General features: G+C 64.9%; 19 protein-coding genes. 2 read left to right on the top strand and 17 right to left on the bottom strand.

The genetic code is table 11. The features are described 5' to 3' along the window. Nucleotides 1-6: 6 nt before the first annotated feature. From astB to AC2T4A_RS26640, 16 genes are all read right to left on the bottom strand, one after another. Nucleotides 7-1,353: an N-succinylarginine dihydrolase gene (gene astB, locus AC2T4A_RS26565; protein WP_416747823.1), complete on the bottom strand. Its 1,347-nt coding sequence runs from the start codon at nt 1,351-1,353 to the stop codon at nt 7-9. Continuing rightward, nucleotides 1,353-2,819, bottom strand: a complete 1,467-nt coding sequence (gene astD, locus AC2T4A_RS26570; protein ID WP_486742174.1) for a succinylglutamate-semialdehyde dehydrogenase — start codon at nt 2,817-2,819, stop codon at nt 1,353-1,355. Before astD ends, astB begins: the two co-directional genes overlap by 1 nt. 25 nt (nt 2,820-2,844) lie before the next feature. Then, nucleotides 2,845-3,864 carry an arginine N-succinyltransferase gene (astA, locus tag AC2T4A_RS26575; RefSeq protein ID WP_478377096.1) on the bottom strand — a complete coding sequence of 340 codons (1,020 nt, stop codon included), beginning with the start codon at nt 3,862-3,864 and terminating at the stop codon, nt 2,845-2,847. A gap of 11 nt (nt 3,865-3,875) precedes the next feature. Beyond that, nucleotides 3,876-4,892 (bottom strand): arginine/ornithine succinyltransferase subunit alpha, encoded by a 1,017-nt coding sequence (gene aruF, locus AC2T4A_RS26580; protein WP_486742175.1) that lies wholly within the window; start codon nt 4,890-4,892, stop codon nt 3,876-3,878. Nucleotides 4,893-5,046: 154 nt separating this feature from the next. Next, entirely contained in the window at nt 5,047-6,267 is a 1,221-nt protein-coding gene (locus tag AC2T4A_RS26585) for an aspartate aminotransferase family protein (RefSeq protein WP_478377097.1), read from the bottom strand. A gap of 411 nt (nt 6,268-6,678) precedes the next feature. Further along, nucleotides 6,679-7,662: a transcriptional regulator ArgR gene (gene argR, locus AC2T4A_RS26590; protein ID WP_486742176.1), complete on the bottom strand. Its 984-nt coding sequence runs from the start codon at nt 7,660-7,662 to the stop codon at nt 6,679-6,681. Between the two features lie 34 nt (nt 7,663-7,696). Continuing rightward, entirely contained in the window at nt 7,697-8,461 is a 765-nt protein-coding gene (gene aotP / locus AC2T4A_RS26595; RefSeq protein WP_416747812.1) for an arginine/ornithine transport ATP-binding protein AotP, read from the bottom strand. Nucleotides 8,462-8,478: 17 nt separating this feature from the next. Next, nucleotides 8,479-9,591, bottom strand: a complete 1,113-nt coding sequence (locus AC2T4A_RS26600; RefSeq protein WP_486742177.1) for a succinylglutamate desuccinylase/aspartoacylase family protein — start codon at nt 9,589-9,591, stop codon at nt 8,479-8,481. Between the two features lie 10 nt (nt 9,592-9,601). Continuing rightward, nucleotides 9,602-10,300, bottom strand: coding sequence for an ABC transporter permease (locus AC2T4A_RS26605; RefSeq protein ID WP_413348757.1), 699 nt, complete (start codon nt 10,298-10,300; stop codon nt 9,602-9,604). Nucleotides 10,301-10,316: 16 nt separating this feature from the next. Continuing rightward, entirely contained in the window at nt 10,317-11,006 is a 690-nt protein-coding gene (locus AC2T4A_RS26610) for an ABC transporter permease (protein ID WP_348587058.1), read from the bottom strand. 140 nt (nt 11,007-11,146) lie between these two features. Continuing rightward, a complete protein-coding gene (locus AC2T4A_RS26615) occupies nt 11,147-11,926 on the bottom strand; it encodes an ABC transporter substrate-binding protein (protein ID WP_416747807.1) in 780 nt (259 codons plus the stop codon). Nucleotides 11,927-12,499: 573 nt separating this feature from the next. Continuing rightward, complete coding sequence (gene acs / locus AC2T4A_RS26620) at nt 12,500-14,455, bottom strand: acetate--CoA ligase (RefSeq protein ID WP_054907236.1); 1,956 nt, start codon at nt 14,453-14,455, stop codon at nt 12,500-12,502. A 162-nt stretch (nt 14,456-14,617) separates the two neighbouring features. Further along, nucleotides 14,618-15,898, bottom strand: a complete 1,281-nt coding sequence (gene dctM / locus AC2T4A_RS26625) for a C4-dicarboxylate TRAP transporter large permease protein DctM (protein ID WP_416747805.1) — start codon at nt 15,896-15,898, stop codon at nt 14,618-14,620. Next, on the bottom strand, nt 15,895-16,533 hold the full coding sequence (locus AC2T4A_RS26630; RefSeq protein ID WP_486742178.1) for a TRAP transporter small permease: 639 nt from the start codon (nt 16,531-16,533) through the stop codon (nt 15,895-15,897). The genes dctM and AC2T4A_RS26630 overlap by 4 nt, the downstream gene beginning before the upstream one ends. 45 nt (nt 16,534-16,578) lie before the next feature. Continuing rightward, nucleotides 16,579-17,613, bottom strand: a complete 1,035-nt coding sequence (locus AC2T4A_RS26635; RefSeq protein WP_486742179.1) for a TRAP transporter substrate-binding protein — start codon at nt 17,611-17,613, stop codon at nt 16,579-16,581. A 192-nt stretch (nt 17,614-17,805) separates the two neighbouring features. Continuing rightward, complete coding sequence (locus AC2T4A_RS26640; protein WP_416747799.1) at nt 17,806-18,753, bottom strand: LysR family transcriptional regulator; 948 nt, start codon at nt 18,751-18,753, stop codon at nt 17,806-17,808. Nucleotides 18,754-19,100: 347 nt separating this feature from the next. Here AC2T4A_RS26640 and AC2T4A_RS26645 point away from each other — a divergent pair, with 347 nt between their 5' ends. Continuing rightward, nucleotides 19,101-21,248, top strand: coding sequence for an FUSC family protein (locus tag AC2T4A_RS26645; RefSeq protein WP_478377101.1), 2,148 nt, complete (start codon nt 19,101-19,103; stop codon nt 21,246-21,248). Nucleotides 21,249-21,711: 463 nt separating this feature from the next. After that, nucleotides 21,712-21,975, top strand: a complete 264-nt coding sequence (locus AC2T4A_RS26650) for a DUF2790 domain-containing protein (RefSeq protein WP_138522579.1) — start codon at nt 21,712-21,714, stop codon at nt 21,973-21,975. Between the two features lie 57 nt (nt 21,976-22,032). Here the strand turns inward: AC2T4A_RS26650 and AC2T4A_RS26655 are convergent, their stop codons facing one another. Further along, nucleotides 22,033-23,328 (bottom strand): phospholipase C/P1 nuclease family protein, encoded by a 1,296-nt coding sequence (locus AC2T4A_RS26655; RefSeq protein ID WP_416747794.1) that lies wholly within the window; start codon nt 23,326-23,328, stop codon nt 22,033-22,035. Nucleotides 23,329-23,399: the final 71 nt, after the last annotated feature.

Consider the following 23,399-nt stretch of genomic DNA (forward strand, 5'->3'; position numbering starts at 1 on the left):
GGTCACTCAAATCTGCTGGAAGGGATAAACCGAGCCCAGTTTAAGGATCTGGCTCAATTCATCCAACGCCGTCCGGCACTCGACGAGCAGTTGCGGGTCGGCCAGGTCGGTTTCCGCCAGGCGATCGCGGTAATGTTTGTCGACCCAGGTAACCAGAGTGTCGTGCAAGGTCGGGGTCATGATCACCCCCGGGTTGACCGCCGCCAGTTCGGCGTCGTTCAGTGCCACGCGCAGGCGCAGGCAGGCTGGGCCGCCGCCGTTCTGCATGCTCTGCTTGAGGTCGAACACCTTCACCTCGCGGATTGGGCCGTCCTCGGCGGTCAGGCGCGACAGGTAGTTCCACACGCGCTCGTTCTTGCGGCATTCCTCCGGGACGATCAGCAGCATGTTGCCGTCGGCGCGGGTGAGCAACTGGCTGTTGAACAGGTAGGACTTCACCGCATCCTCGACGGTGACCTGGTCGCGCGGCACGCACACGGCGCGGAAGCGACCGCCACGGCGGCCCAGCTTGTCGTGCAGCTCGGCGAGCACGCGCTCGGTATCGAGGAAGGCGTCTTCGTGGTGGAACAGCACTTCGCCATTACCAACCGCGATGACGTCGTTGTGGAACACGCCCTGGTCGATCACTGCCGGGTTCTGCTGGGCGTAGACCACGCCGTCATCGCTCAGGCCGTGCAGGCGGGCCACCGCCTGGCAGGCTTCCAGAGTCTGCCGCGCCGGGTAGCGCTGCGGTGCCGGGAAGCGGCTATCGAAGGCGCTGCGACCGAACACGAAGAACTCCACGCCGGCTTCGCCGTAGGATTTGCAGAAGCGCGTATGGTTGGCCGCGCCCTCGTCGCCGAACTGGGCGACTGCCGGCAAAGCGGCGTGGTGGGCGAAGCGCTGCTCGTCATTGAACATCGCCGCGAGGATGCGACTGGTCTGCGGATGCTCGATGGAACGATGGAACTTGCAGTTCAGGTTGGCGGCGGTGAAGTGCACGCGGCCATCCGCGGTGTCGCCACTGGGGCTGACGGTGGCGGCGTTGGCCGTCCACATGCAGGACGCCGAGCTGACCGCGGCGAGCAGCGGCATGGCTTCCTTGGCCGCCTTGGCGATGACTTCCGCGTCGGTACCGGAGAAGCCCAAGGCGCGCAATGAGGCAACGGCCGGGCGTTCCTGCGGAGCGAACACGCCCTGCTTGAAGCCCATTTCCATCAGCGCCTTCATCTTCGACAGGCCCTGCTTCGCCGCTTCGCGCGGGTTGGACGCCGCCTGGCTGTTGCTCTGCGAGGCGACGTTGCCGTAGGACAGGCCGCCGTAGTTGTGCGTCGGCCCGACCAGACCGTCAAAGTTCATCTCATAGGCGGTCATCACAGGCTCACTCCCGGAGTCAGGGTTGCAGGCAGGCTCAGGCTGTCGCTTTCCAGCGAAGCGACCGGGTACGCGCAGTAGTCGGCCGCGTAGTAGGCGCTCGGGCGATGGTTGCCGGAGGCGCCGATGCCGCCGAACGGAGCGCTGCTGGCGGCACCGGTCAGTTGCTTGTTCCAATTGACGATGCCGGCGCGGCTTTCGATGAGGAAGTCTTCGTAGCGCTCGCGGGAGTCCGACAGCAGGCCGGCGGCGAGGCCGTACTGGGTGGCGTTGGCTTCGCGCACGGCGGCGTCGAAGTCGGCGTAGCGGATTACCTGCAGCAGCGGGCCGAAGAACTCTTCGTCCGGGCGCTCGGCCACGGCAGTCACGTCGAGGACGCCAGGAGTCAGCAGTGCGGCACCGGCCAGCGGCTGGGTCATCGCCAGCAGCGGCTTGGCGCCTTTGGCCAACAGTTGCTCCTGGGCCTTGATCAGGTGTTCGGCGGCCGCCAGGGAAATTACCGAGCCCATGAAGGGCGCCGGCTGCTCGTCGAAGCGGCCGACCTTGATGGTCGAGGCCACGGCCACCAGGCGCTCGATCAGCGCGTCACCCCAGGCGCCCTGCGGCACCAGCAGGCGGCGGGCGCAGGTGCAACGCTGGCCGGCGGAAATGAACGCGGACTGGATGATGGTGTAGACGGCGGCATCGACGTCTTTCACTTCATCCACGATCAGCGGGTTGTTGCCGCCCATCTCCAGCGCCAGGATTTTTTGCGGACGACCGCCGAACTGGCTGTGCAGCAGGTTGCCGGTGCGGCTGGAGCCGGTGAAGAACAGGCCGTCAATGTCATCGTTGCCCGCCAACGCCACGCCGGTGTCGCGGGCGCCCTGCACCAGGTTGATCACGCCGGCGGGAATGCCCGCCTCGATCCAGGCCTGCAGGGTCAGCTCGGCGACCTTCGGGGTCAGCTCGCTGGGCTTGAACACCACGGCATTGCCTGCCAGCAGGGCCGGCACGATGTGGCCGTTGGGCAGGTGGCCGGGGAAGTTGTACGGGCCGAACACGGCGACTACGCCGTGGGGCTTGTGGCGCAGCACGGCGGTGGCGTCGGCCAGCGGGCCACTCTTCTCGCCGGTGCGCTCACGGAAGGCCTGGACCGAGATGGCGACCTTGTTGACCATGCTGGTCACTTCGGTGGCGGCTTCCCACAACGGCTTGCCGGTTTCCTCGCCGATGGCGCGGGCCAGTTCCTCGGAGCGGCCTTTCAGCGCCGCAGCGAAGCGCTCCAGCACAGCGATGCGCTCTTCCACCGGCCTGCGGGCCCAGGCCGGGAAGGCGCTGCGCGCGGCGGCGACGGCAGCGGCGACCTGTTGCGGCGCGGCAGCCTGGCCGGACCAGACCACCGCCTGGCTCACCGGGCAGAGGGATTCCAGCGGCTCGCCTTCGCCCGCCAGCCACTGGCCGGCAATGTAGTGGGTATTCATCATCAGGCTCCCCTGACGCCAGGCGGCGTCAGTTGCGTTTTCCGGAGAGAGGTACCGCGCGGACCGAAGCCCCGGCGGACAGGCGCAGGCGCTTGGCGGTCTGCGCATCGACCACCAGCGAACCGGCGGCCAGGCGCGCGGGCGCGGCGGTGATGCGGCACTCCTCGCGCTTGCGGTTGTGGATCAGGAAGGGCTCGGCATCGTCGCCCGGCGTGCCGATGGCCAGCACCAGGTTCTGGCTGTCGGCGATGGCGCGGATCTTCTCGGTCGGCGCCTCGATGGCGGGGCCGGCATCGAAGATGTCGACGTAACCCTGGTAGCTGAAACCCTCCGCCTTGAGCATGGCCAGCGCCGGCTCGGTGTCGGGATGGACGCGACCGATCACCTCGCGCGCATCCTCGGAGAGGAAGCAGCTGTAGAGCGGGAACTTGGGCATCAGCTCGGCGATGAAAGCCTTGTTGCCCACACCGGTCAGGTAGTCGGCCTGGCTGAATTCCATCTTGAAGAAGTGCCGACCCAGGCTTTCCCAGAACGGCGAACGGCCAGCCAGATCGGACACGCCGCGCATCTCGGCGATTACCTTGTCGCCGAACAGCTCGCGGAACTCGGCGATGAACAGGAAGCGCGCCTTGGACAGCAGGCGACCGTTGAGGCCGGCACGGTGGTCGGCATGCAGGAACAGCGAGCACAGCTCGGACTGCCCGGTGAGGTCGTTGGCCAGGAACAGCGTGGGAATCTCGCGATGGATGCCCAGCTCCTGAGAGGCGCTGACGGTCAGGCCGACGCGGTAGTTGTACCAGGGCTCGCGCAGGCCGACGGCGCCGGCCACGGCGGAAATACCCACCACCTTGCCTTCGTCGTTCTCGAGGACGAACAGGTAGTCGGCGTCGGCGCGCTCGGCTTCGCCACGGAAGGCCTTCTCGGCCCAGTTCACGCGATGCTGCAGGCGTTGCTCGTTGGCTGGCAGCGTGGTCAAACCGGTGCCGGTGCTGCGCGCCAGGTCAAAGAGAGCCGGCAAGTCGGCGCTGGTTACGGGACGGACGATCATGCTCTCTCCCCTCAGATCGCAACCAGGCGCACGCTGGCGCCCTCGCCGATGCCCAGGGCATCGGCAGTTTCCTGGTTCAGGGTGACGGGCTTGCCCGGCACCCAGTCGAGTTCGGCGACGACGGCGCGGAAATCCTGCAACTGGCCATTGGTGACCAGGTAGCCGCGGTTGCCCTTGCCGCCTTCGCCGATGCGCACCGGCACCTGCCGGCTCTGGGCGATGGAGCGGATGCCCGAAGTGCGCGCGTGCAGCGCCGGGCCACCGTCGAAGATATCGACATAGTTGTCGGACTCGAAACCGTCGCGCATCAGGATGTCGAAGGTGATCTGTGCACGCGGATGAACCTGGCCCATGGCTTCCTGGGCGTCGTCCGGCAGCAGCGGCACGTAGATCGGGTAGTGCGGCATCAGCTCGGCGAGGAAGGTGCGACTCTTCAGCCCGGAGAGTTTCTCGGCCTCGGTGTAGTCGAGGTCGAAGAAGTTGCGCCCGATAGCGTTCCAGAACGGCGACTGGCCCTGCTCATCGCTGTAGCCGACGATCTCCACCACCACCGCATCGGCGAAGCGTTCCGGGTGACTGGCCATGAACAGCAGGCGGCCACGGGAATTGAGCTCGGCGATCGGTGTGTTCACCAGGTCGCGCTCCACGTAGAAGCTGGTCAGCAGGCTGTTGCCGGTAAGGTCGTGGCACAGCGAGAGGACGTGGATCTTGTTGTGGATCTTCAGCTCGCGGGAGGCGTGCACGAAGGTCTCGTTGCGGAAGCTGTAGAACGGCTCGGAGAAACCGGCCGAAGCGACGATGGCCGAGCAGCCGACCAGGCGACCGGTTTCGGTGTCTTCCAGCACGAAGAAATAGCTCTCTTCACCGTTGAAGCTCACTTCGGCGGCGAACGAGGCCTCCGAGGCGAGGATCTTCTCCCGCAGACGTTCCGCGTCGTCCGGCAGCGACGTGACGCCGACCGGGCTGTCCGCGGCGAGACGCTGCACTTGCTGCAGGTCGGCCACTTGGGCGGGGCGCATCACCAGCATGGCGTCACTCCTCTAACCAGACAAAAGTTTCATGATTCGTGGGCACGACACAGCCTGTGCCGCGCTCATCAGGGCATTCGAAAGCACCGGCCGGGACAATCCGGCCGGTCAGGCGGCGAGGCGCGGGCCCCGCCGATTCAGCGTAGCCGGGGGATCAGCCGCGGGTCAGCTTGGCGATGGCGCGCTCGAGGCGATCCAGGCCTTCATCGATGTCCGCGTCCGGGATCACCAGGCTGGGCGCGAAGCGCACCACGTCCGGGCCGGCCTGCAGGACCATCACGCCTTCCTTCTCGGCGGCATTGAGCACGTCCTTGGCCTTGCCCTTGAAGGCATCGTTGAGCACCGCGCCGATCAGCATGCCCATGCCGCGGACCTGGGTGAAGATGCCGTACTCGGCGGCGATCTTCTCCAGGCGGACCTTGAAGCGTTCGTGCTTGGCTTTCACGCCTTCGAGCACTTCCGGGGTGTTGATCACGTCGAAGGCGGCGCCGGCGACGGCGCACGCCAGCGGGTTGCCGCCGTAGGTGGTGCCGTGGGTGCCGACGACCAGGTGCTCGGCGATCTTCGCGGTGGTCAGCATGGCGCCGATCGGGAAGCCGCCGCCCAGGCCCTTGGCGCTGGAAAGGATGTCCGGGTTCACGCCGTAGTACTGGTGGGCGTAGAGGTAACCGATACGACCGAAGCCGCTCTGCACTTCATCGAAGATCAGCAGCGCGTTGTTCTCATCGCACAGCTTGCGCACGCCTTCCAGGTAGGCCTGGTCGGCCGGCAGCACGCCGCTCTCGCCCTGCACCGGCTCGATGATCACAGCGCAGGTCTTGTCGGAGATGGCTGACTTGAGGGCTTCCAGGTCGTTGAACGGAATGTGGGTGATGCCTTCGACCTTCGGGCCGAAACCATCGGAGTACTTGGCCTGGCCGCCGACGTTGACGGTGAACAGGGTACGGCCGTGGAAGCTGTTGACCATCGAGATGATCTCGTACTTCTCGGGGCCGTAGACGTCATGGGCGTAGCGGCGCGCCAGCTTCAGCGCGGCCTCGTTGGCCTCGGCGCCGGAGTTGGCGAAGAACACGCGCTCGGCGAAGGTGGCGTCGATCAGCTTCTTGGCCAGGCGCAGTGCCGGCTCGTTGGTGAACACGTTGGACACGTGCCAGATCTTGCCCGCCTGCTCGGTCAGCGCCTGCATCAGCGCCGGGTGGGTATGGCCCAGGGAACTGACCGCGATGCCGCCAGCGAAGTCCACCAGCTCTCGGCCGCTCTGATCCCAGACTCGGGAACCCTCGCCACGCACCGGAATGAAGGCAGCCGGCGAATAGTTGGGAACCATGACCTGGTCGAAATCGGAGCGTTGGACCTGAGCTTGCGGAGCGGACATCGGTGTTCTCCTGCCTGGTTGAGGCGGCTATCGATGAATGGATTGTAGGGACGAACTGCGGGCCGTCATTGCCGCCATGCGACAACTTGTTATAGCGCCAACCCGCGAATTGCCGAGGCTTACGGAAATGCGACAGAAAGCGTCGGGAAGGCGCAGTGTAAGGCCTGCGAACTGCTGCGGGTACCAACGAGGGTGGAATTTGTTCGCTCGGCGAACAAGCGAAACGGGAATAAGACGGGAGCAGCTTTCATGTAGGAGCGAGCTTGCTCGCGAACGCTCTTCCCGGCCACATCGGCGTCAGGCGGTTCGCGAGCAAGCTCGCTCCTACATAAAGGCGCATCACAGCTAGAGACCGTACGGTGAACGGCGGCTAACCTACCCCAGGCTATTCGCCCTACAGGGATAAAAAAGTCAGCCGCGCTCGGCGACCACCGCAGCGGCTTCGGCGGCGCCCTGGCCGCGGCGCTGATTACGGTCTTCGCGAGGAGTCACGCCGAAGAAGTTGCGGTAGGCGCTGGAGAAGTGCGGGCCGCTGGAGAAGCCACAGGACAGGCCGATCTGGATGATCGACTTGCTGGTCTGCATGAGCATCAGCCGCGCGCGATTCAGGCGCAGTTCCAGGTAGTACTGGCTGGGCACGCGGGTCAGGTACTGCTTGAAGATGCGCTCCAACTGGCGGCGCGAAACGCACACGTGCTGGGCGATCTCGTCGGTGGTCAGCGGCTCCTCGATGTTCGCCTCCATCAGCAGCACCGCCTGGGTGAGCTTCGGATGGCTGGAACCGAGGCGGTTCTTCAGCGGGATGCGTTGGCGTTCGGAGCCTTCGCGAATGCGCTCCACCACCAGTTCTTCGGACACCGCGCCCGCCAGTTCCGCGCCATGGTCGCGGGACAGCACGGCCAGCAGCAAGTCGAGCACCGCCATGCCGCCACAGGCGCTCAGACGATCACGGTCCCACTCGAACAGGTGATTGGTGGCGATGACCTTGGGATAACGCTCGGTGAAGTCGTCGTGCCAGCGCCAGTGCACGGCGGCGCGGTAGCCGTCGAGCAGGCCCAGTTGCGCCAGCGGATAGATGCCGGCGGACAGCGCGCCAATGCTCACGCCGCTGCGCGATAGCTGCTTGAGTACGGCAGCCAGCGGCGCGGAAACCGTCTGCGGGATCTCGTCAGCGACCAGAAAGATGCGCTGGCACTGCTCCAGCACACCGTTCCAGGCCTGCCCCGGCAGGCGCCAGCCATCGGCCTCGGCCACCGTTTCGGCGCTCATGAACACGGGCTCATAAAGCGCTTCGGGGTGCAGCCGGCGGGCGACCCGCAGGGCCTCCTCGGCCAGACCGAGGGTCAGCGCCCGCGTGTGCGGCCAGAGGAGAAATCCGATGCGTTGTGCGGTCATGCGGCTAGATCACCAGGCGACGGTAACAGACAGCTTACTTCAAGCTGCCGGAAAGGAACTGCTTGAGGCGTTCGGATTGCGGATTGGCCAGGACTTCCTTCGGGCAGCCCGCCTCTTCCACCAGCCCCTTGTGCAGGAACACCAACTGGTTGGAGACCTCGCGGGCGAAGCCCATCTCGTGGGTCACCACCACCATGGTGCGGCCTTCCTGGGCCAGGTCCTGCATTACCCGCAGGACTTCACCGACCAGCTCGGGGTCGAGCGCCGAGGTCGGTTCGTCAAACAGCATCACTTCCGGCTCGACCGCCAGGGCACGGGCAATCGCCACGCGTTGCTGCTCGCCGCCACTCATATGCGCGGGGTAGGCATCCTTGCGGTGCGCAACACCGACTTTCGCCAGGTAGTGCTCGGCCTTTTCCAGCGCCTCTTTCTTCGACACGCCCAGTACGTGGACCGGCGCTTCGATGACGTTTTCCAGGGCGCTCATGTGCGACCACAGGTTGAAGTGCTGGAACACCATCGACAGACGCGAGCGCATGCGCTGCAACTGCTTGGCATCGGCGGCCTTGAGCGCACCATCCTTGTTCGGGGTGAGCTTGAGCTCTTCGCCGTTGAGCAGGATCTTGCCGGCGTGGGGCTGCTCCAGCAGGTTGATGCAGCGCAGGAAGGTACTCTTGCCCGAGCCGGACGAGCCGATGATGCTGATCACGTCGCCCGCTTTCGCCGCCATGGAGACGCCCTTGAGCACCTCGTGGGTGCCATAGCGCTTGTGCAGGTCCTGGATTTCCAGTTTGTACATGGTGTCGGTTCTCGAATTCAGTCGTTGATCAGCCGGCCCTTGCGGAACGGCTCACGCCCGGCCACCTTGGCCAGCCAAAGCCCCGGCTGGGCATAGCGCCCACGCTCGATGGCGAACAGCACGCCGGAAGTCCCGGCGCGAACGGTGCTGACCTGGTCGTTCAGCGGGTCGACCACCTCGAACAGCGCGTCGCCCTTCTCCACCCACTCCCCCGCCTTGCGCAGGAAACTCACTACGCCAGCGTGGGGTGCATAGAGGTATTCGGTGCCTTCGAAGGGCATGCCTTCGCAGCACTCGGCCGGCGCCGCCGGCCAGTCGCCGGCGATCAGGCCCTGCTCGGCCAGGAAGCCGAGGATGGCTTCGCAATTGTCCTGTGCCTGGTCGACGCGGGTATCGCCCACGCCGCCCAGCTCGACGGTGGTCGCCAGGCACGCCAGCGGAATCGCCGCCTGCGGGAAGGCCTGCGCCAAACGCAGCCAGGGCAGCGAGCAGGATTCATCGAAGGAGCTGCCGCCGGAGTCTTCGGCAAGCAGCGCCACGCCAGCCTTGAGGCGCGCGGCCAGGGACTTCCAGCGCGGCCAGTGCTGCGGGATCGCGTAGACGTGGATGGCGGCGTCGAAGTCGCAGTGCAGATCGAGCACCACTTCGGCATCGCAAGCGTGGCGCAGCAGTATGCGCTGCATGCCCTGCAGCTCCGACGAGGCCGGCGGCAGGGCGTCGAGACCTTCACGCATGGCCTGGCGGATCAGCTCGACGTTGGCGGCCTCATCGACGCCCAGCTTGTCGCCGACGAGCTCGGCAACCAGCGCGGAGAGCTCGACGAAATCGCGGTTGAAGTTCTTCCCGCTACCGAACTCGAAACGACCCAGGTGGCTGGCCTGCAAGGTCTGGCCCAGGCCGATGGGGTTGGCCACCGGCACCAGTTCGACGACGCAGTTCAGCTGCCCGCGCGACTCAAGGTCGGCCAGGCGTTGCTTGAGTTCCCAGGCGGTGCGCATGCCCGGCAGCTCGTCGGCGTGCAGGCTGGACTGGATGTAGACCTTGCGCGGGCCTTTGCCGTAGCGGAACACGCTCAGGCGGCGCTCGCTACCCAGGCTGCTCCACGGCAACAGATGATCGATACGTTCCACGGTCTTTTCCTCAGTGCTTGCGCGGCGCGAGATAGGCCAGCCAGCGGCGCTCGGCCAACTTGAACAGGCGCACCAGGGTGAAGGTCATGATCAGGTAGAAGATGCCGGCGGTGATGAACGCCTCGAACGGCAGGTAGTACTGCGAGTACACGGTGCGCGCGGCGCCGGTGATGTCCACCAGGGTCACGATGGACGCAAGGCTGGTGGTCTGCAGCATCATGATCACTTCGTTGCTGTACTGCGGCAGCGCGCGGCGCAGGGCCGAGGGCAGCAGGATGCGGCGGTACATCTTGATCCGCGACATGCCCATGGCCTTGGCGGCTTCGATCTCGCCATGCGGGGTCGCACGGATGCTGCCGGCAAGAATTTCGGCGGTATAGGCACTGGTGTTGATGGCAAACGCCGCGCAGGCACAGAAGGTGGCGTTGGACAGCAGCGGCCACATGGCGCTTTCACGCACGAACTCGAACTGCGCCAGACCGTAGTAGATCAGGAACAGCTGCACCAGCATCGGGGTGCCGCGGATCACGTAGGTGTAGAGCCACGCGGGCAGGTTCACCGCCGGGTTCTTCGAGCAGCGCATCAGCGCCAGCGGCACCGCCGCCAGCAGGCCGAAGAACAGCGAGATCGCCAGCAGCTTGAGGGTCACCAGCAGGCCGCTGAAGTAGAGCGGCAGGCTGTCCCAGATGACGGAAAAATCAAAGATCATTCGAGGGCTCCCGGTCTCAAAGCTCGGCGACTTTCACGCCGACCGAATAGCGGCGTTCGAGCATGCGCAGCAGCACCAGGGAAACACTGGTGACCACCAGGTACAGCGCCGCCACGGCAAGGAAATAGGTGAAGGGTTCGCGGGTGGCGTCCGAGGCCTGCTTGGCCTTGAACATCATGTCCTGCAGACCGACCACGGAGATCAGCGCGGTAGCCTTGACCAGCACCAGCCAGTTGTTGGTAAAGCCGGGGATGGCCAGGCGGATCATCTGCGGCACCTGGATACGGAAGAACACCTGAAGCGGGCTCATACCGTAGGCGAAGCCGGCCTCGCCCTGCCCTTTCGGGATGGCCATGAAGGCGCCACGGAAGGTCTCGGACAGGTAGGCGCCGAAGATGAAGCCCAGGGTGCCGACGCCGGAGGCGAAGGGGTTGAGGTCGATGTAGTCGTCATAGCCGACCATGGGCGCAACCCAGTTCACGGCGGCCTGGCCGCCGTAGAAGATCAGCAGGATCAGCACGAGGTCCGGTACGCCGCGGATCACGGTGGAATAGAGGTCGCCGCACCAGGCCAGCCATTTCACCGGCGACAGGCGGATGGCCGCACCGAGCAGACCCAGCGCGATCGCCAGGGCCATCGACAGCAGGGAGAGCTGAAGCGTCAGCCAGGCACCATCGACGATGGTAGCTCCGTAGCCATTGAGCATAATTTCGTACCTCGTGAAACCGGACGCCGCCCGCAACGACACGGACGCTCAGGGCAAGCGCGACTGCAGGCTCACCCCCAATAAAAAAGTGGCACAAACTTCAGGATCAGGCCTGGGTCTGTGCCACTTCTGGACGTGGATCAGTTCTCGCCGTAGACGTCGAACTTGAAGTACTTGTCCTGTACTTGCTTGTACTTGCCGTTGGCACGGATGCCGGCGATGGCCGTGTTGAATTTCTCGACCAGGGCGGTATCACCCTTGCGCACGGCGATGCCGGCGCCACCACCGAAGTACTTCGGATCATTGTATTCCGGACCTACGAAGGCGTAGCCCTTGCCGGCGTCGGTTTTCAGGAAGCCATCGTCGAGGTTGACCGAGTCGGCCATGGTCGCGTCGATGCGGCCGGAGACCAGGTCCATGTTGGCTTCGTTCTGGGAGTTGTAGCGCACCACTTCGATGCCGGCCGGAGCCAGGACGTCGGTAGCGTAGCGATCATGGGTCGAAGCGCGCAGCACACCGACCTTCTTGCCCTTCAGGTCCGCCAGCGGATCGTTCAGGGTCACGCCTTCCTTCATCACGAAGCGCGCGGGGGTGTGGTAGTACTTGTTGGTGAAGTCGACGGACTTCTTGCGCTCGTCGGTGATGGTCATGGACGAGAGAATGGCGTCGATCTTGCGAACCTTCAGCGCCGGGATCAGGCCGTCGAATTCCTGCTCGACCCAGGTACATTTGACCTTCATCTCTTCGCACAGGGCGTTGCCGATATCCACATCGAAACCGGCGAGCTTGCCGTCGGGAGTCTTGAAGGAGAAAGGCGGATAGCCGGCTTCGATGCCGATGCGGACCGGCTTGTCGTCAGCGTGGGCAACCAGGGAAAGCGCGGACAGGGCCAGCGCACCGAGAAGTGCAAACTTCTTCATCAGTAACTCCTTCGAGGGTAGGACTTCGATTGGCAGGAGAAAGGGGTTGGCCCAGGCTGCCCGTGCAGAAGTGAAGGTTATTGTTCGTCTGCGCATTGCCGGCGCGATTCTTGTGAAAAGCGCGCCTACCGGGGTGAGCGGCATTCTAGCGACAGCCCCGGAGCGGTTATTTCTTCAATGCGACAAGTAATTATAGAAGCGCCGGAGACAGAGCCCCGGCGGCTTGACGGCGCGGATTTTACGTGACCTGAAAGCGGGTAGTAAAACCCAATTTACCTGCAGTAATTGGGCCACATATATCAGACATGAGGCATTGCGCGGGGTGCGCGATATTGACTCATTCCGCGCGCACAGAAAAGACGCATCGAAACTGTGCGAATTGTTTCCTGGCGCCTCATTTTGTCGCAGGGAAATGTTACCGGTGGGCAGGAAACACACCGTAGGAGCGAGCTTGCTCGCGAACCGGACTGGCTCGGCGCCATGCGTTCGCGAGCAAGCTCGCTCCTACGAAAAGCCAAAACGCAGAAAAGAAAAACGCCCCGGCAAGCGGGGCGTTTTTCTTCAGATCGCAGATCAGGCCGCGCGCATGGCCTGGTGCGTGTCGATCAGGTGCTGTACCACACCCGGATCGGCCAGGGTGGAGATGTCACCCAGGGTGTCGTACTCGGCCGTGGCGATCTTGCGCAGGATGCGGCGCATGATCTTGCCCGAGCGTGTCTTCGGCAGGCCGGGCGCCCACTGGATTACGTCCGGGGTGGCGATCGGGCCGATTTCCTTGCGCACCCAGGCACGCAGTTCCTGGCGCAGTTGCTCGTTGGTCTCCTCACCGGCATTCAGGGTGACGTAGACATAGATGCCCTGCCCCTTGATGTCGTGCGGCACGCCAACCACCGCGGCCTCGGCCACTTTCGGGTGAGCCACCAGGGCGCTCTCGATCTCGGCGGTGCCCATACGGTGGCCGGAGACGTTGAGCACGTCATCGACGCGGCCGGTGATCCAGTAGTAGCCGTCCTCATCGCGACGGGCGCCGTCGCCGGTGAAGTACATGCCCTTGAAGGTCTTGAAGTAGGTGTCCACGTAGCGGTCGTGGTCGCCGTACAGGGTACGCGCCTGGCCCGGCCAGGAATCCAGGATCACCAGGTTGCCCTCGGTGGCCCCTTCCAGGATGTTGCCCAGGTTGTCCACCAGCGCCGGCACCACACCGAAGAACGGCTTGGCGGCGGAGCCCGGCTTCAGGCCGTGGGCGCCCGGCAGCGGAGTCATCAGGCAGGCGCCGGTTTCGGTCTGCCACCAGGTGTCGACGATCGGGCAGCGCGACTGGCCGACGGTCTCGTAGTACCACTGCCAGGCTTCCGGGTTGATCGGCTCGCCCACCGAACCCAGCAGGCGCAGGCTGGAGCCGTCGGCGCCTTCGACCGCCGCCTTGCCCTCGGCCATCATGGCGCGGATGGCGGTCGGTGCGGTGTAGAGGATGTTGACCTTGTGCTTGTCGACGATCTTGGCGACGCGGGAGATATCCGGATAGTTCGGCACGCCTTCGAACAGCACGGTGGTCGCGCCGTTGGCCAGCGGACCGTAGACGACGTAGGTGTGACCGGTGACCCAGCCGATGTCGGCGGTGCACCAGAAGACTTCGCCCGGACGGTAGTCGAACACCCGCTCATGGGTCAGCGAGGCGTAGACCAGGTAGCCGCCGGTGGTGTGCAGCACGCCCTTGGGTTTGCCGGTGGAGCCGGAGGTGTAGAGGATGAACAGCGGGTCCTCGGCGCCCATTTCCTTCGGTGCGCAGGTGGAGCCCGCGACCTTCATCAGGTCCTCGAACCACACGTCGCGGTGCTGGTTCCACTTGATGTCCGAACCGGTGCGCTTGCAGACGATGATCTTCTGCACGCTGTTGGTTTCCGGGTTGGTCAGGGCGTCATCGACGTTGGCCTTGAGCGGGGTCTTCTTGCCGCCGCGCAGACCTTCGTCTGCAGTGATCACGACTTTGGAGCGGCAGTCGATGATACGACCGGCCAGCGCTTCGGGGGAGAAGCCGCCGAACACCACGGAGTGGATCGCACCGATGCGGGCACAGGCCAGCATGGCGACCACGGCTTCCGGGATCATCGGCATGTAGATGGTCACCACGTCGCCACGGTGCACGTCCTGGCCGCGCAGGGCGTTGGCGAACTTGCAGACCTGCTCGTGCAGTTCGCGGTAGGTGATTTCCTTGTGCTCGGAAGGATCGTCGCCTTCCCAGATGATGGCGAGCTGGTCGCCGCGCTCGGCCAGGTGGCGGTCGAGGCAGTTGTAGGAGAGGTTCAGGGTGCCGTCGGCGAACCATTTGATGTCCACGTGGTGGTCATCGAAGGAGGTCTGCTTGACCTTGGTGAACGGCTTGATCCAGTCGATGCGCTGGGCCTGTTCGCGCCAGAAGCCGTCGGGGTTGACCACCGACTGCTGGTACAGCTTCTTGTAGGTGGCCTCGTCGGTCAGAGTGGTCGCGGCCACTTCGGGACGCACGGGGTACACGGATGCCGCTGTCATGGCGTTTTACCTCGGTGAAGAGTGTTGTTTTTGTTGCCCTAAGTTGTAACGGCGACACCCTTCCCCGAACCATACGACCATGGTCTTACCAATCCTTAGTCGTAGTGATGGGCCCCATAAGCCGTTGTTTTGGCAACAGGCTCACGGGGCCGCGACAACCTGTCACATGCCAAGGGCGTGGGGCAGCGCCAGCGAGATGTAGGGCACGTAGGTCACCAGGATCAGGAACAGCAGCAGGATCATCAGCCACGGCAGCGCCGCGCGGATGGTCGCCCCCAGCGGCAGGCCGGTGACCGCCGAGGTGACGAACAGGTTGAGCCCCACCGGCGGGTGCACCAGGCCGATCTCCATGTTCACCACCATGACTATCCCCAGGTGGATCGGGTCGATACCCAGGCGCATGGCGATGGGGAAGAAGATCGGCGCCAGGATCAGCACGATGGCCGACGGCTCCATGAAGCTGCCGGCCACCAGCAGCACGATGTTCACCATCAGCAGGAAGCCGATAGGCGTCAGCCCCTCCTGCATCACCCACTCGGTGATCTGCTGGGGAATCTGCTCGGTGGTCAGCACATGGGCGAAGAGCATGGCGTTGGCGATGATGAACATCAGCATGATGCTCAGTCGCCCCGACTCCACCAGCACCTTGGGACAATCGCGCAGGCGCATGTCCTTGTAGACGAACAGCGCGACGAAGGCCGAATAGACCGCGGCCACCGCCGCCGCTTCGGTGGGCGTGAACAGGCCGGAGTAAATACCGCCGAGGATGATTACCAGCAGCAACAGCCCCCAACCCGCGCGCCGCGCCGCGGACAGCCATTCGCGCAGGCTGGCGCGCGGTTGCGCCGGCAGCTTCTTCACCCGCGCGACGATGTAGATCACCACCATCAGGATCACGCCCAGCAGCAGGCCCGGCACCACACCGGCGACGAACAGCTTGCCCACTGAGGTCTCGGTGGCGGCGGAGTACACCACCATGACGATCGATGGCGGAATCAGGATGCCCAGGGTCCCGGCGTTGCAGATGATCCCGGCGCCGAACTCACGCGGATAGCCCGAACGCACCATGCCGGCCACGGCAATCGAGCCCACGGCCGCCACAGTCGCCGGCGAGGAACCGGACAGCGCAGCGAACAGCATGCACGCCAGCACCGCCGCGATCGCCAGGCCGCCACGGATGTGGCCGACGCAGGCGTTGGCGAAGTCGATCAGCCGGCGGGCGACGCCGCCGGTGGTCATGAACGCGCCGGACAGCAGGAAGAACGGGATCGCCAGCAGCGTGTAGGCCTCGGAAGTCTCGAACAGCTTGATCGCCAGCGAGCGCACCGAATCCGGGCTGAACAAGAGAATCGTCAGCGCGCCGGACAGGCCCAGGGAAATCGCGATGGGCACGCCGATGAACATGAAGACGAACAGCAGGAGGAACAGGATCATCACGGTCATGGACGATTCTCCGCGGCTTCTTCGCCGGCCAGCTTCGAGGCTTCCGCAGCCTCGTCGGCGAGGCCCAGGCCGAGCTGGCGGCCGCGCAACAGGTTGACGAGGATTTCCAGGTAGCGCAGGAGCACCAGGCCAAAGCCGATGGGCACGATCACCGCGATGTAGGCCTGGAGGATGCCGAAGTGGTCGAGGTCTTCGGCGCCAATGCCGGCGATGAACAGGGTCTTCACCCAGTCGAAGCTGGCGACCATGAACAGCCCGGCGTAGCCCAGGCAGCAGAGGCAGGCGAGCACGCCGATGCCGCGCTGTATCGGGCGCGGCGCCAGCTTCACCAGCGCGTCTACCCCCAGGTGGCCGGCGGTGCGCACGCCATAGGCGATGCCGAAGAAGATCAGCCAGCCGAACAGCGCCTTGGTCAGCGCGTTGCTCCAGGACATGTCCTGCGCCACGCTGAGTATCGCGTCGCCGATGGCGTAGAACGGCCCCTGCAGCGACGGCAGGCGGTCGCCCAGGTCATAGAACAGGGTGAAGACGTTGGTCAGCACCACGTAGACGAAAGTCACCAGCGTCATCGCCGCCAGCAGAAAGGCGATGGCGCCTTCCTCGAAGTGGTTCCAGACGCGCACGAGTCGGTTCATGGAAAAGGCTCCAGAAAGCCCCGCCATCCGGCGGGGCCGGACGGATCAATGGGGACGGTTGGAGGCTTCGGCGGCCTGGAGGAAATCGGCGCCGACGTTGTCGCGGAATTTCTGCCACACCGGCTGCATCGCCTGGCGCCAGTCGGCGCGCTGCTGCGCGGTGAGCGGGTGGATCTCGCTGGTGCCGCTGGCGAGGATGCGCTGGCGGGCGTCGCGGTTCAGCCGCTCGGCTTCCTGGTTCACCTTCACGGTGACCTCGGCCATGATCTTCTGCAGCTCGGCGCGCAGGTCCGGCGGCAGGCCGTTCCAGAACGTCGCGTTGGTGATCACCATGTAGTCCACCAGCCCGTGGTTGGACTCGGTGAAGTACTTCTGCACCTCGTTGACCTTCTGGCTCTCGTAGTTCGACCAGGTGTTCTCGGTGCCATTCACCACGCCGGTCTGCAGGCCCTGGTAGACCTCGGCGAAGGACATCTTGCGGGAGATCGCGCGCAAGGTGCGGAACTGCTCGTTGAGCACATCCGAGGCCTGCACGCGGAACTTCAGCCCGCGCGCATCGCTGGGTTCCAGCAGCAGGCGGTTGGCCGACAGCTGCTTCATCCCGTTGTGCCAGTAGGCCAGGCCGAGGATGCCCTTGCCCTGCATGCTGGTCAGCAGGCTCTGGCCCTGCGGGCTGCGCTGGAAGTTGTCGACGGCATCGATATCGTCGAAGAGAAACGGCAGGTCGAAGATCTGCACCTTCCTGGTGTACTGCTCGAACTTGGCCAGCGACGGCGCGAGCATCTGCACGTCACCCAGCAGCAGCGCTTCCATCTCCTTGCCGTCGCCGAACAGCGAGGAGTTCGGGTAGACCTCCACACGCACGCGGCCGGGCAGCCGTTCCTCGGCCAGGCGCTTGAACATCAGCGCGCCCTGCCCCTTGGGCGTGTTCTCCGCGACCACGTGGGCGAACTTGATCACTATTGGTTCATTCGAAGTCCGCGGTTCACTGGCAGTCTGCGGGCCATCGGCAGCCTGAATGGCAGTAGCGCAGGCCAACGCCAGGACGGCGAGCAACGCCCGCCCCATGGTTCCAAACATCGCGTCACCCTCAATTTGTTCTTGTGCTTGCGAGGTGAGCCTGGCGACAGGCTCGCTGGGAGACTGACGCAAATGTTTGCGTTCGGAGAATTCATCTTTTCCCAAAGCGGCGTTCGTATGGACCGAACGCCACACAGGAAAAAAAGCGCCCGGCGAAGGCCGGGCGCGGGAGGATTCAGTGTGGCAGTTGCCTCACACGGGCAGCCGCGTTCGGTGCTCGAGCATCATCCGCTCGTGTTCTTCGAGCATGCCGGGTACGCAATCACGGAGGAATTCCACCCAGGTGCGGATCTTCGCGTCGAGGTACTGGCGCGACGGGTATAGCGCATAGACGTTGAGATGGAACAGGCTGTAATCGGGCAGCACGCGCACCAGGCTGCCATCCTTCAGCCCCTGCACGGCGGAGTACACCGGCAGCGCGCCAATGCCCATGCCGGCGCGCACAGCCTCGGTCATAGCGTCGGCGGTGTTGACCTGGAAATGGGTCTGGTTGATGCCGACCATTTCCTGGCCGTCGGGGCCGTCGAACAGCCACTTGTCCAGGGACATCACCGAGTTCACCAGGCGCAGGCAGCGATGATCGGTCAGCTCCGCGAGCTTCTTCGGCATGCCGTGGCGCGCCACGTACTCGGGCGAAGCACAGAGCACGCTGTAGGTCTTGCCGATGCGCTTGGAAACGAAGCCCGAGTCCGGCAACTCCTGGGCGATCACCACGGAGATGTCGTAGCCCTCGTCAAGGATGTCGGTGATACGGTTGGCCAGGGTCAGGTCGAAGGTGACCTCCGGGTAGATCTCGCAGTACTGCGAGATCGCGCGGATCAGGTAGTGCTGGCCGATGCCGGTCATGGCATGCACCTTCACCTTGCCGTGAGGCCGGGCGTGGGCGTCGCCGGCCTCGGCCTCGGCTTCCTCGATGTAGCCGAGGATCTGCTGGCAGCGCTGCAGGTAGCGCTGGCCGGCTTCGGTGAGGGCGATGCGGCGGGTAGTACGGTGCAACAGGCGGGTACGCAGGTGCGCTTCGAGTTTGGCCACCGTGCGCGAAACGTAGGCGGTGGTGAGGTCCATGCGCTGGGCGGCGGCGGTGAAGCTGCCGGTCTCGGCGACACAGACAAAAGCACGCATGTTGTGCAGCAGGTCCATCATTTCTCCTGAGAGCCTGTCCACGCCACGGCGGGCGGCCTCTGCAACGGCGCTCGAACGGGCAACGCCTTGTTACAGATTCATGACAGGCGGCGAATTGTCGCATACCTGTCGCGACGGGATTATTGTCCTTTCAGGCAACAATAATTCATCCAACCGTCAGCTTATCCTGCCCCCCGGCGCACTTCTAGAATCGCCCTCCCCAACGCGGCCCGCCGCGACACCCCAGGATTCGCACCCGTGCTCCGCCTTTCGTGCAACGTGCTGCCACCCCTTCGCTCCGCCTTAGAACTACAGGGTTATCAAAGCCCGACCCAGCCCGACCACCGCCTGCCGAGATAAGCCCGATGAGCAGTTTGTCCGTGCGCCTGCCCAAGGCCGCCGCGGTGCGCTTCGCCCTGTCCGACTGGGCGCACACCGACGGCGTCACCTGGATGTTCATCCTCAAGACGCTGATCACCGCCTTCACCGCCCTGTGGCTGGCGTACCGCCTGGAACTGCCGCAGCCCAACACCGTGCTGGTGAGCGCCTTCATCGTGCTGCAGCCGCAGAGCGGCCAGGTACTGGCAAAGAGTTTCTACCGTATCCTCGGCACCCTCGCCGGGCTCACGGTGATGGTCACCTTCATCGCCCTGTTCGCCCAGGAGCGGGTGCTGTTCCTGCTCTGCGTGGCGATCTGGGTCGGGCTGTGCACGGCCGGCGCGGCGCGCTACCGGGACTTTCGTGCCTACGCCTGCCTGCTCGCCGGCTACACCGCGGTCATGATCGGCATCCCCGCCACCCTGCATCCTGAAGGCGCCTTCATGCAGGCGCTATGGCGGGTGATCGAGATCACCCTGGGCATCCTGTGCACCGGCGTGGTCAGCGCCATCGTCCTGCCGCAGACCAGCACCGCCGCCCTGCGCAACGCGCTGAACACCCGCTTCGGCGACTTCGCCGGTCTCGCCAGCGCCGGCCTCGACGGCACCCTGGAGCGTGAGCGCTTCGAGCAGGCCAGTGCGCGAATCGCCGCCGAGGTGGTGGGCCTGGAAAGCCTGCGCAACGTCACCGCCTTCGAAGACCCGCACATGCGCCTGCGCAGCGGCCGCCTGGCGCGACTGAACAGCGAGTTCATGCAGCTGACCACACGCTTCCATGCCCTGCAGCGTCTGCTCGATCGCCTACGCGAGCGCCAGGCCAGCAACGTGCTGGAAGTGCTGATGCCGTGCCTGATCGACGTCAGCGAACTGCTCGCCAGTTGGCACGGCCGGCCACTGGCTGAAGCGGACGCCGAGCGCCTGAGCGTGCAGCTCGAACTGTGCAAGCATCACCTGATGCCGCGCATCCGCGAAGCCCGCGCCAGCCTCGGCCACACCTGCCCGCGGGAAGCCGACCAGCTGGATTTCGAGACCGCCGCCGAACTGCTCTTCCGCTTCGTCGACGACATGCACAACTATGCGCAGACCCATGCCTCGCTCGCCGCGCACAAGCACGAACGCGAGCAGTGGAAGGAGCGTTTCACGCCCAAGGCCAATGCGCTTGCCGCAGCCGTCGCGGGCTTCCGCTGCGCGCTGCTGGTGATAGTCGGTGGTGTGTTCTGGATCGAAACGTCCTGGCTCAGCGGCGCCACCTTCGCGCTGACCTCGGTGCTGATCGCCGCGCTGTCCTCCGCGTCGCCCAACCCCAAGCGCCTGTCGCTGCAACTGACTCTCGGCACGCTGCTCGGCGCCACCCTCGGTTTCATCCTCACCTTCCGCGTGCTGCCGCACATCGATGGCTTCCCGCTGCTGTGCTTCCTGCTCGCGCCGGTGTTCGCCCTCGGCGCCTTCCTGATTACCCGGCCCAAATGGAGCGGTTACGGTGTCGGCCTGCTGGTGTGGTTCTGCATCGCCTCGCTGCCGGCCAACCTGGCGCGCTACGACGCCTACACCTTCATCAATGAATACCTGGCAATGCTGCTGTCGATGGGCATGGCGGTGGTCGCGGCGATCGTCATCCTGCCGCCGAACCGGCCGTGGCTGTGGGAGCGTCTGGAAGCTGAACTGCGCCTGCGCGTGGTGCGGGTGATCAGCGATCCGCTGAAGGGCCTGTCGTCGAATTTCGAAAGCGGAACCCGCGATCTGTTGAACCAGGCGTATGGGTTATCCACAGGCCGCCCGGATGTACAGCGTCGGTTGCTGCGCTGGACCTTCCAGGTACAGGAGATCGGGCTGTCGATCATCGAACTGCGTCGCGAGCAAGAGGCCCTGCCGAAGGAGCCCTGGTACGCCGAGCGCATGCCCTGGCGGCGGGCAATTCGCGCCCTGGGTCGAGCGCTGATCCGGCTGTTCATCCAGCCCAGCGAGAGCAACCGCCAGCGCGCGCTGGCGGCGGTGGAGCACGCGATCCACGCAACCCGCAACACCGATGACCGGCGCCCGCCGCACTTCGATTCCTCGCCCCTGCGGCGGGTGTGCAGCTACCTGCACTTCATCCGCACTTCGCTGCTCGATCCGCAGTCGCCGCTGCGCGACTGAGCTGGGCGGGTTTGCGAGCAAGCTCGCTCCTACAAAAAGCACCTGACGCCCACTGTAGGAGCGAGCTCGCTCGCGAACCGCACGGCACAGAATCAGATCGTTTCGTAGGAGCGGACTCTGTCCGCGATTGGCCTCCGGCGCGCCGTGAATCGATCGCGGACGAAGTCCGCTCGTGCGCCCCCTGCAACTGCGTTCCGAAATTGCCAGAACCTGCGACAGCCCGCCGCAAGACCACCCCTGCAACCCGCGCCACATCTGGATTGTTGCCTCTGAGTACGAAGTCTTGTTGGCGCCTGGATATATGACTCAGGTCAGGCAAATCCTATTATTTCCGTGCTGTTACAGCGCGCGCCGCAACACCACCCAAGACCCGTAATCATTCCCCAACGCTTCCCGATGCAGCCATGAGCTGAACGTCACGGACCCGTCACGTCCGGACACCGGGAACAAGGCAGGTAAATTCATGAAAGCTGTAGTCATCCTGGCCATGCTGGGCTTCTCTTCGCTCGCCCTCGCCGAGCAGGTGAACGCCGCCGACCAGGCGCCAAGCGCGGCCGTGGAGCAGTACACCTACGACATGAAAATGGACGTCGCCCACGTGATCTCGACCACCGACGTATCCAACGAATGCGGCATCGTGCCGGCACGCATGACCTACGAAGACTCCCAGGGTCAGCGTCACACCGTCGAATACCAGGTGTGGGGCAACGGCTGCTCCGGCGGCTAAGCGACTTGCGCAGTTACGCCGGGGCCCACGCAGCCCCGGCGTAACTGCCAGCCCTCTTTACGGCTGCAGGGCCGCCTTCGCGATGTTGCGACTGTGCGCGCCGAAGTGCCGGATCAATTGCAGAATCTGCTCATCCAACGCCTCATCGTGGCGGAACGGCTCCGGTGAGTTCCCCGCGCTGAAATCCCCCGCCGGCGCCTTCTCGTTCTCCAGCCAATGGCCGATCGCCGCGTCGAACGCCGCCGCATGGGCATGGGACTCGCTCGCCACCACTTCGCGCAGATACTCCGTCGAATACGGTGGATAAGTGCCGTCCGTGCCGACGTCCGCATAGGCCGCCAGCAATGGCGACTGCCCGCCCAGGCGCAGCGTCTCGCGCAGCCAGTCCACCTGGTAACGCTCCACACCGGTGTGCCGGTCCGCCACGCGCTGGATTGCCGCCTGCTTGTCGGCATCGAAGCCGGCCATGGACTTGCCCGCCGTCCACAGCATGCTGGCGGTGGTCTCGCCCGGCAGCGGCGTCGAGTGATAGGGCTGGGTCATGTCCTGGATGTAGTGCATGGCCCAGCCGAGGAAGCGGTAGCCCCAGTAGGGATGCCCGCTCTGGAAGGCGAAGCGCGCCAGGCCGAAAAACTGGTAGGCGCGCCACTCCGGCCAGTTGCGCTCCAGGTAGGGCGCGCCGGTGAAGATGATCGCGTCCTCGTGGTAGAAGCCCATGTGGAACGGCGCCTGGGAGCTGAACTCGTAGCGCGGGTCGCCGAATGGCTGGGTGCCGAAGCCATAGCGCTGGCCGGCTTCGCCAGGGTTATCGCTGAACAGGTTGATGTCGTGGCCGAAGTCCGGCTCGTCGGCGGCGCTGGCCAGCACATCGATTGCGGGAATCTTCTCGCCAGCCTGCAACTGCACGAAACGCCACTGGTTCCAGCCGGACAGGTTGCGGAATACCAGCACCTGCGCCGGCTGCAGCGCGACATGATTAGGCAGCTCACCACCGGGCGGCGGCTGCACGGCGGTGGCCAGTTTGATCTCTGGGTTCAGCCGCAGCGCCATGAGGAAGGCCTGGCGCAGGTCATCGCGGCCGTCCTCGGTCAGACGCAGATCGTCCGGGCGCGGCGGATACTGGCGGAAGTGTTCGCGGGCGTAGGCTTCCTGTTCGTCCAGCAGCTTGACCAGGCCGGCGCGCTGCTGGCTGATGAAGCTCTCCAGCGGCTCCACCTCGACCTCCGGCGCCTGAGCGACAGCGGGCAATTGCTGCAGGGCGATGTAGCTGCCCAGGGTGTGATTGGACCAGGCCCAGAGGCTTTGCGGCAGGACCAGCAGGCCGGCCAGCAGGCAGGTGGAAAGTCGCTTCATCGGCTCTTCGCTCTTATTTGACAGTGCAATACAGAAAATTCCGAAGCAGCCTAACAACACAAAGCTGGCTG

The organism is Pseudomonas sp. PVC-3-1 (assembly GCF_057444315.1).

Excerpts from the sequence above, each read along its gene's own strand:
- aotP (WP_416747812.1), bottom strand. The coding sequence starts at position 8,461 with ATGTACAAACTGGAAATCCAGGACCTGCACAAGCGCTATGGCACCCAC.
- AC2T4A_RS26615 (WP_416747807.1), bottom strand. The coding sequence starts at position 11,926 with ATGAAGAAGTTTGCACTTCTCGGTGCGCTGGCCCTGTCCGCGCTTTCC.
- astA (WP_478377096.1), bottom strand. The coding sequence starts at position 3,864 with ATGATCGTCCGTCCCGTAACCAGCGCCGACTTGCCGGCTCTCTTTGAC.
- AC2T4A_RS26610 (WP_348587058.1), bottom strand. The coding sequence starts at position 11,006 with ATGCTCAATGGCTACGGAGCTACCATCGTCGATGGTGCCTGGCTGACG.
- AC2T4A_RS26655 (WP_416747794.1), bottom strand. The coding sequence starts at position 23,328 with ATGAAGCGACTTTCCACCTGCCTGCTGGCCGGCCTGCTGGTCCTGCCG.
- AC2T4A_RS26630 (WP_486742178.1), bottom strand. The coding sequence starts at position 16,533 with ATGAACCGACTCGTGCGCGTCTGGAACCACTTCGAGGAAGGCGCCATC.
- argR (WP_486742176.1), bottom strand. The coding sequence starts at position 7,662 with ATGACCGCACAACGCATCGGATTTCTCCTCTGGCCGCACACGCGGGCG.
- astB (WP_416747823.1), bottom strand. The coding sequence starts at position 1,353 with ATGACCGCCTATGAGATGAACTTTGACGGTCTGGTCGGGCCGACGCAC.
- AC2T4A_RS26605 (WP_413348757.1), bottom strand. The coding sequence starts at position 10,300 with ATGATCTTTGATTTTTCCGTCATCTGGGACAGCCTGCCGCTCTACTTC.
- aruF (WP_486742175.1), bottom strand. The coding sequence starts at position 4,892 with ATGCTGGTGATGCGCCCCGCCCAAGTGGCCGACCTGCAGCAAGTGCAG.
- AC2T4A_RS26650 (WP_138522579.1), top strand. The coding sequence starts at position 21,712 with ATGAAAGCTGTAGTCATCCTGGCCATGCTGGGCTTCTCTTCGCTCGCC.
- acs (WP_054907236.1), bottom strand. The coding sequence starts at position 14,455 with ATGACAGCGGCATCCGTGTACCCCGTGCGTCCCGAAGTGGCCGCGACC.
- AC2T4A_RS26640 (WP_416747799.1), bottom strand. The coding sequence starts at position 18,753 with ATGGACCTGCTGCACAACATGCGTGCTTTTGTCTGTGTCGCCGAGACC.
- AC2T4A_RS26585 (WP_478377097.1), bottom strand. The coding sequence starts at position 6,267 with ATGTCCGCTCCGCAAGCTCAGGTCCAACGCTCCGATTTCGACCAGGTC.
- astD (WP_486742174.1), bottom strand. The coding sequence starts at position 2,819 with ATGATGAATACCCACTACATTGCCGGCCAGTGGCTGGCGGGCGAAGGC.
- dctM (WP_416747805.1), bottom strand. The coding sequence starts at position 15,898 with ATGACCGTGATGATCCTGTTCCTCCTGCTGTTCGTCTTCATGTTCATC.
- AC2T4A_RS26635 (WP_486742179.1), bottom strand. The coding sequence starts at position 17,613 with ATGTTTGGAACCATGGGGCGGGCGTTGCTCGCCGTCCTGGCGTTGGCC.
- AC2T4A_RS26645 (WP_478377101.1), top strand. The coding sequence starts at position 19,101 with ATGAGCAGTTTGTCCGTGCGCCTGCCCAAGGCCGCCGCGGTGCGCTTC.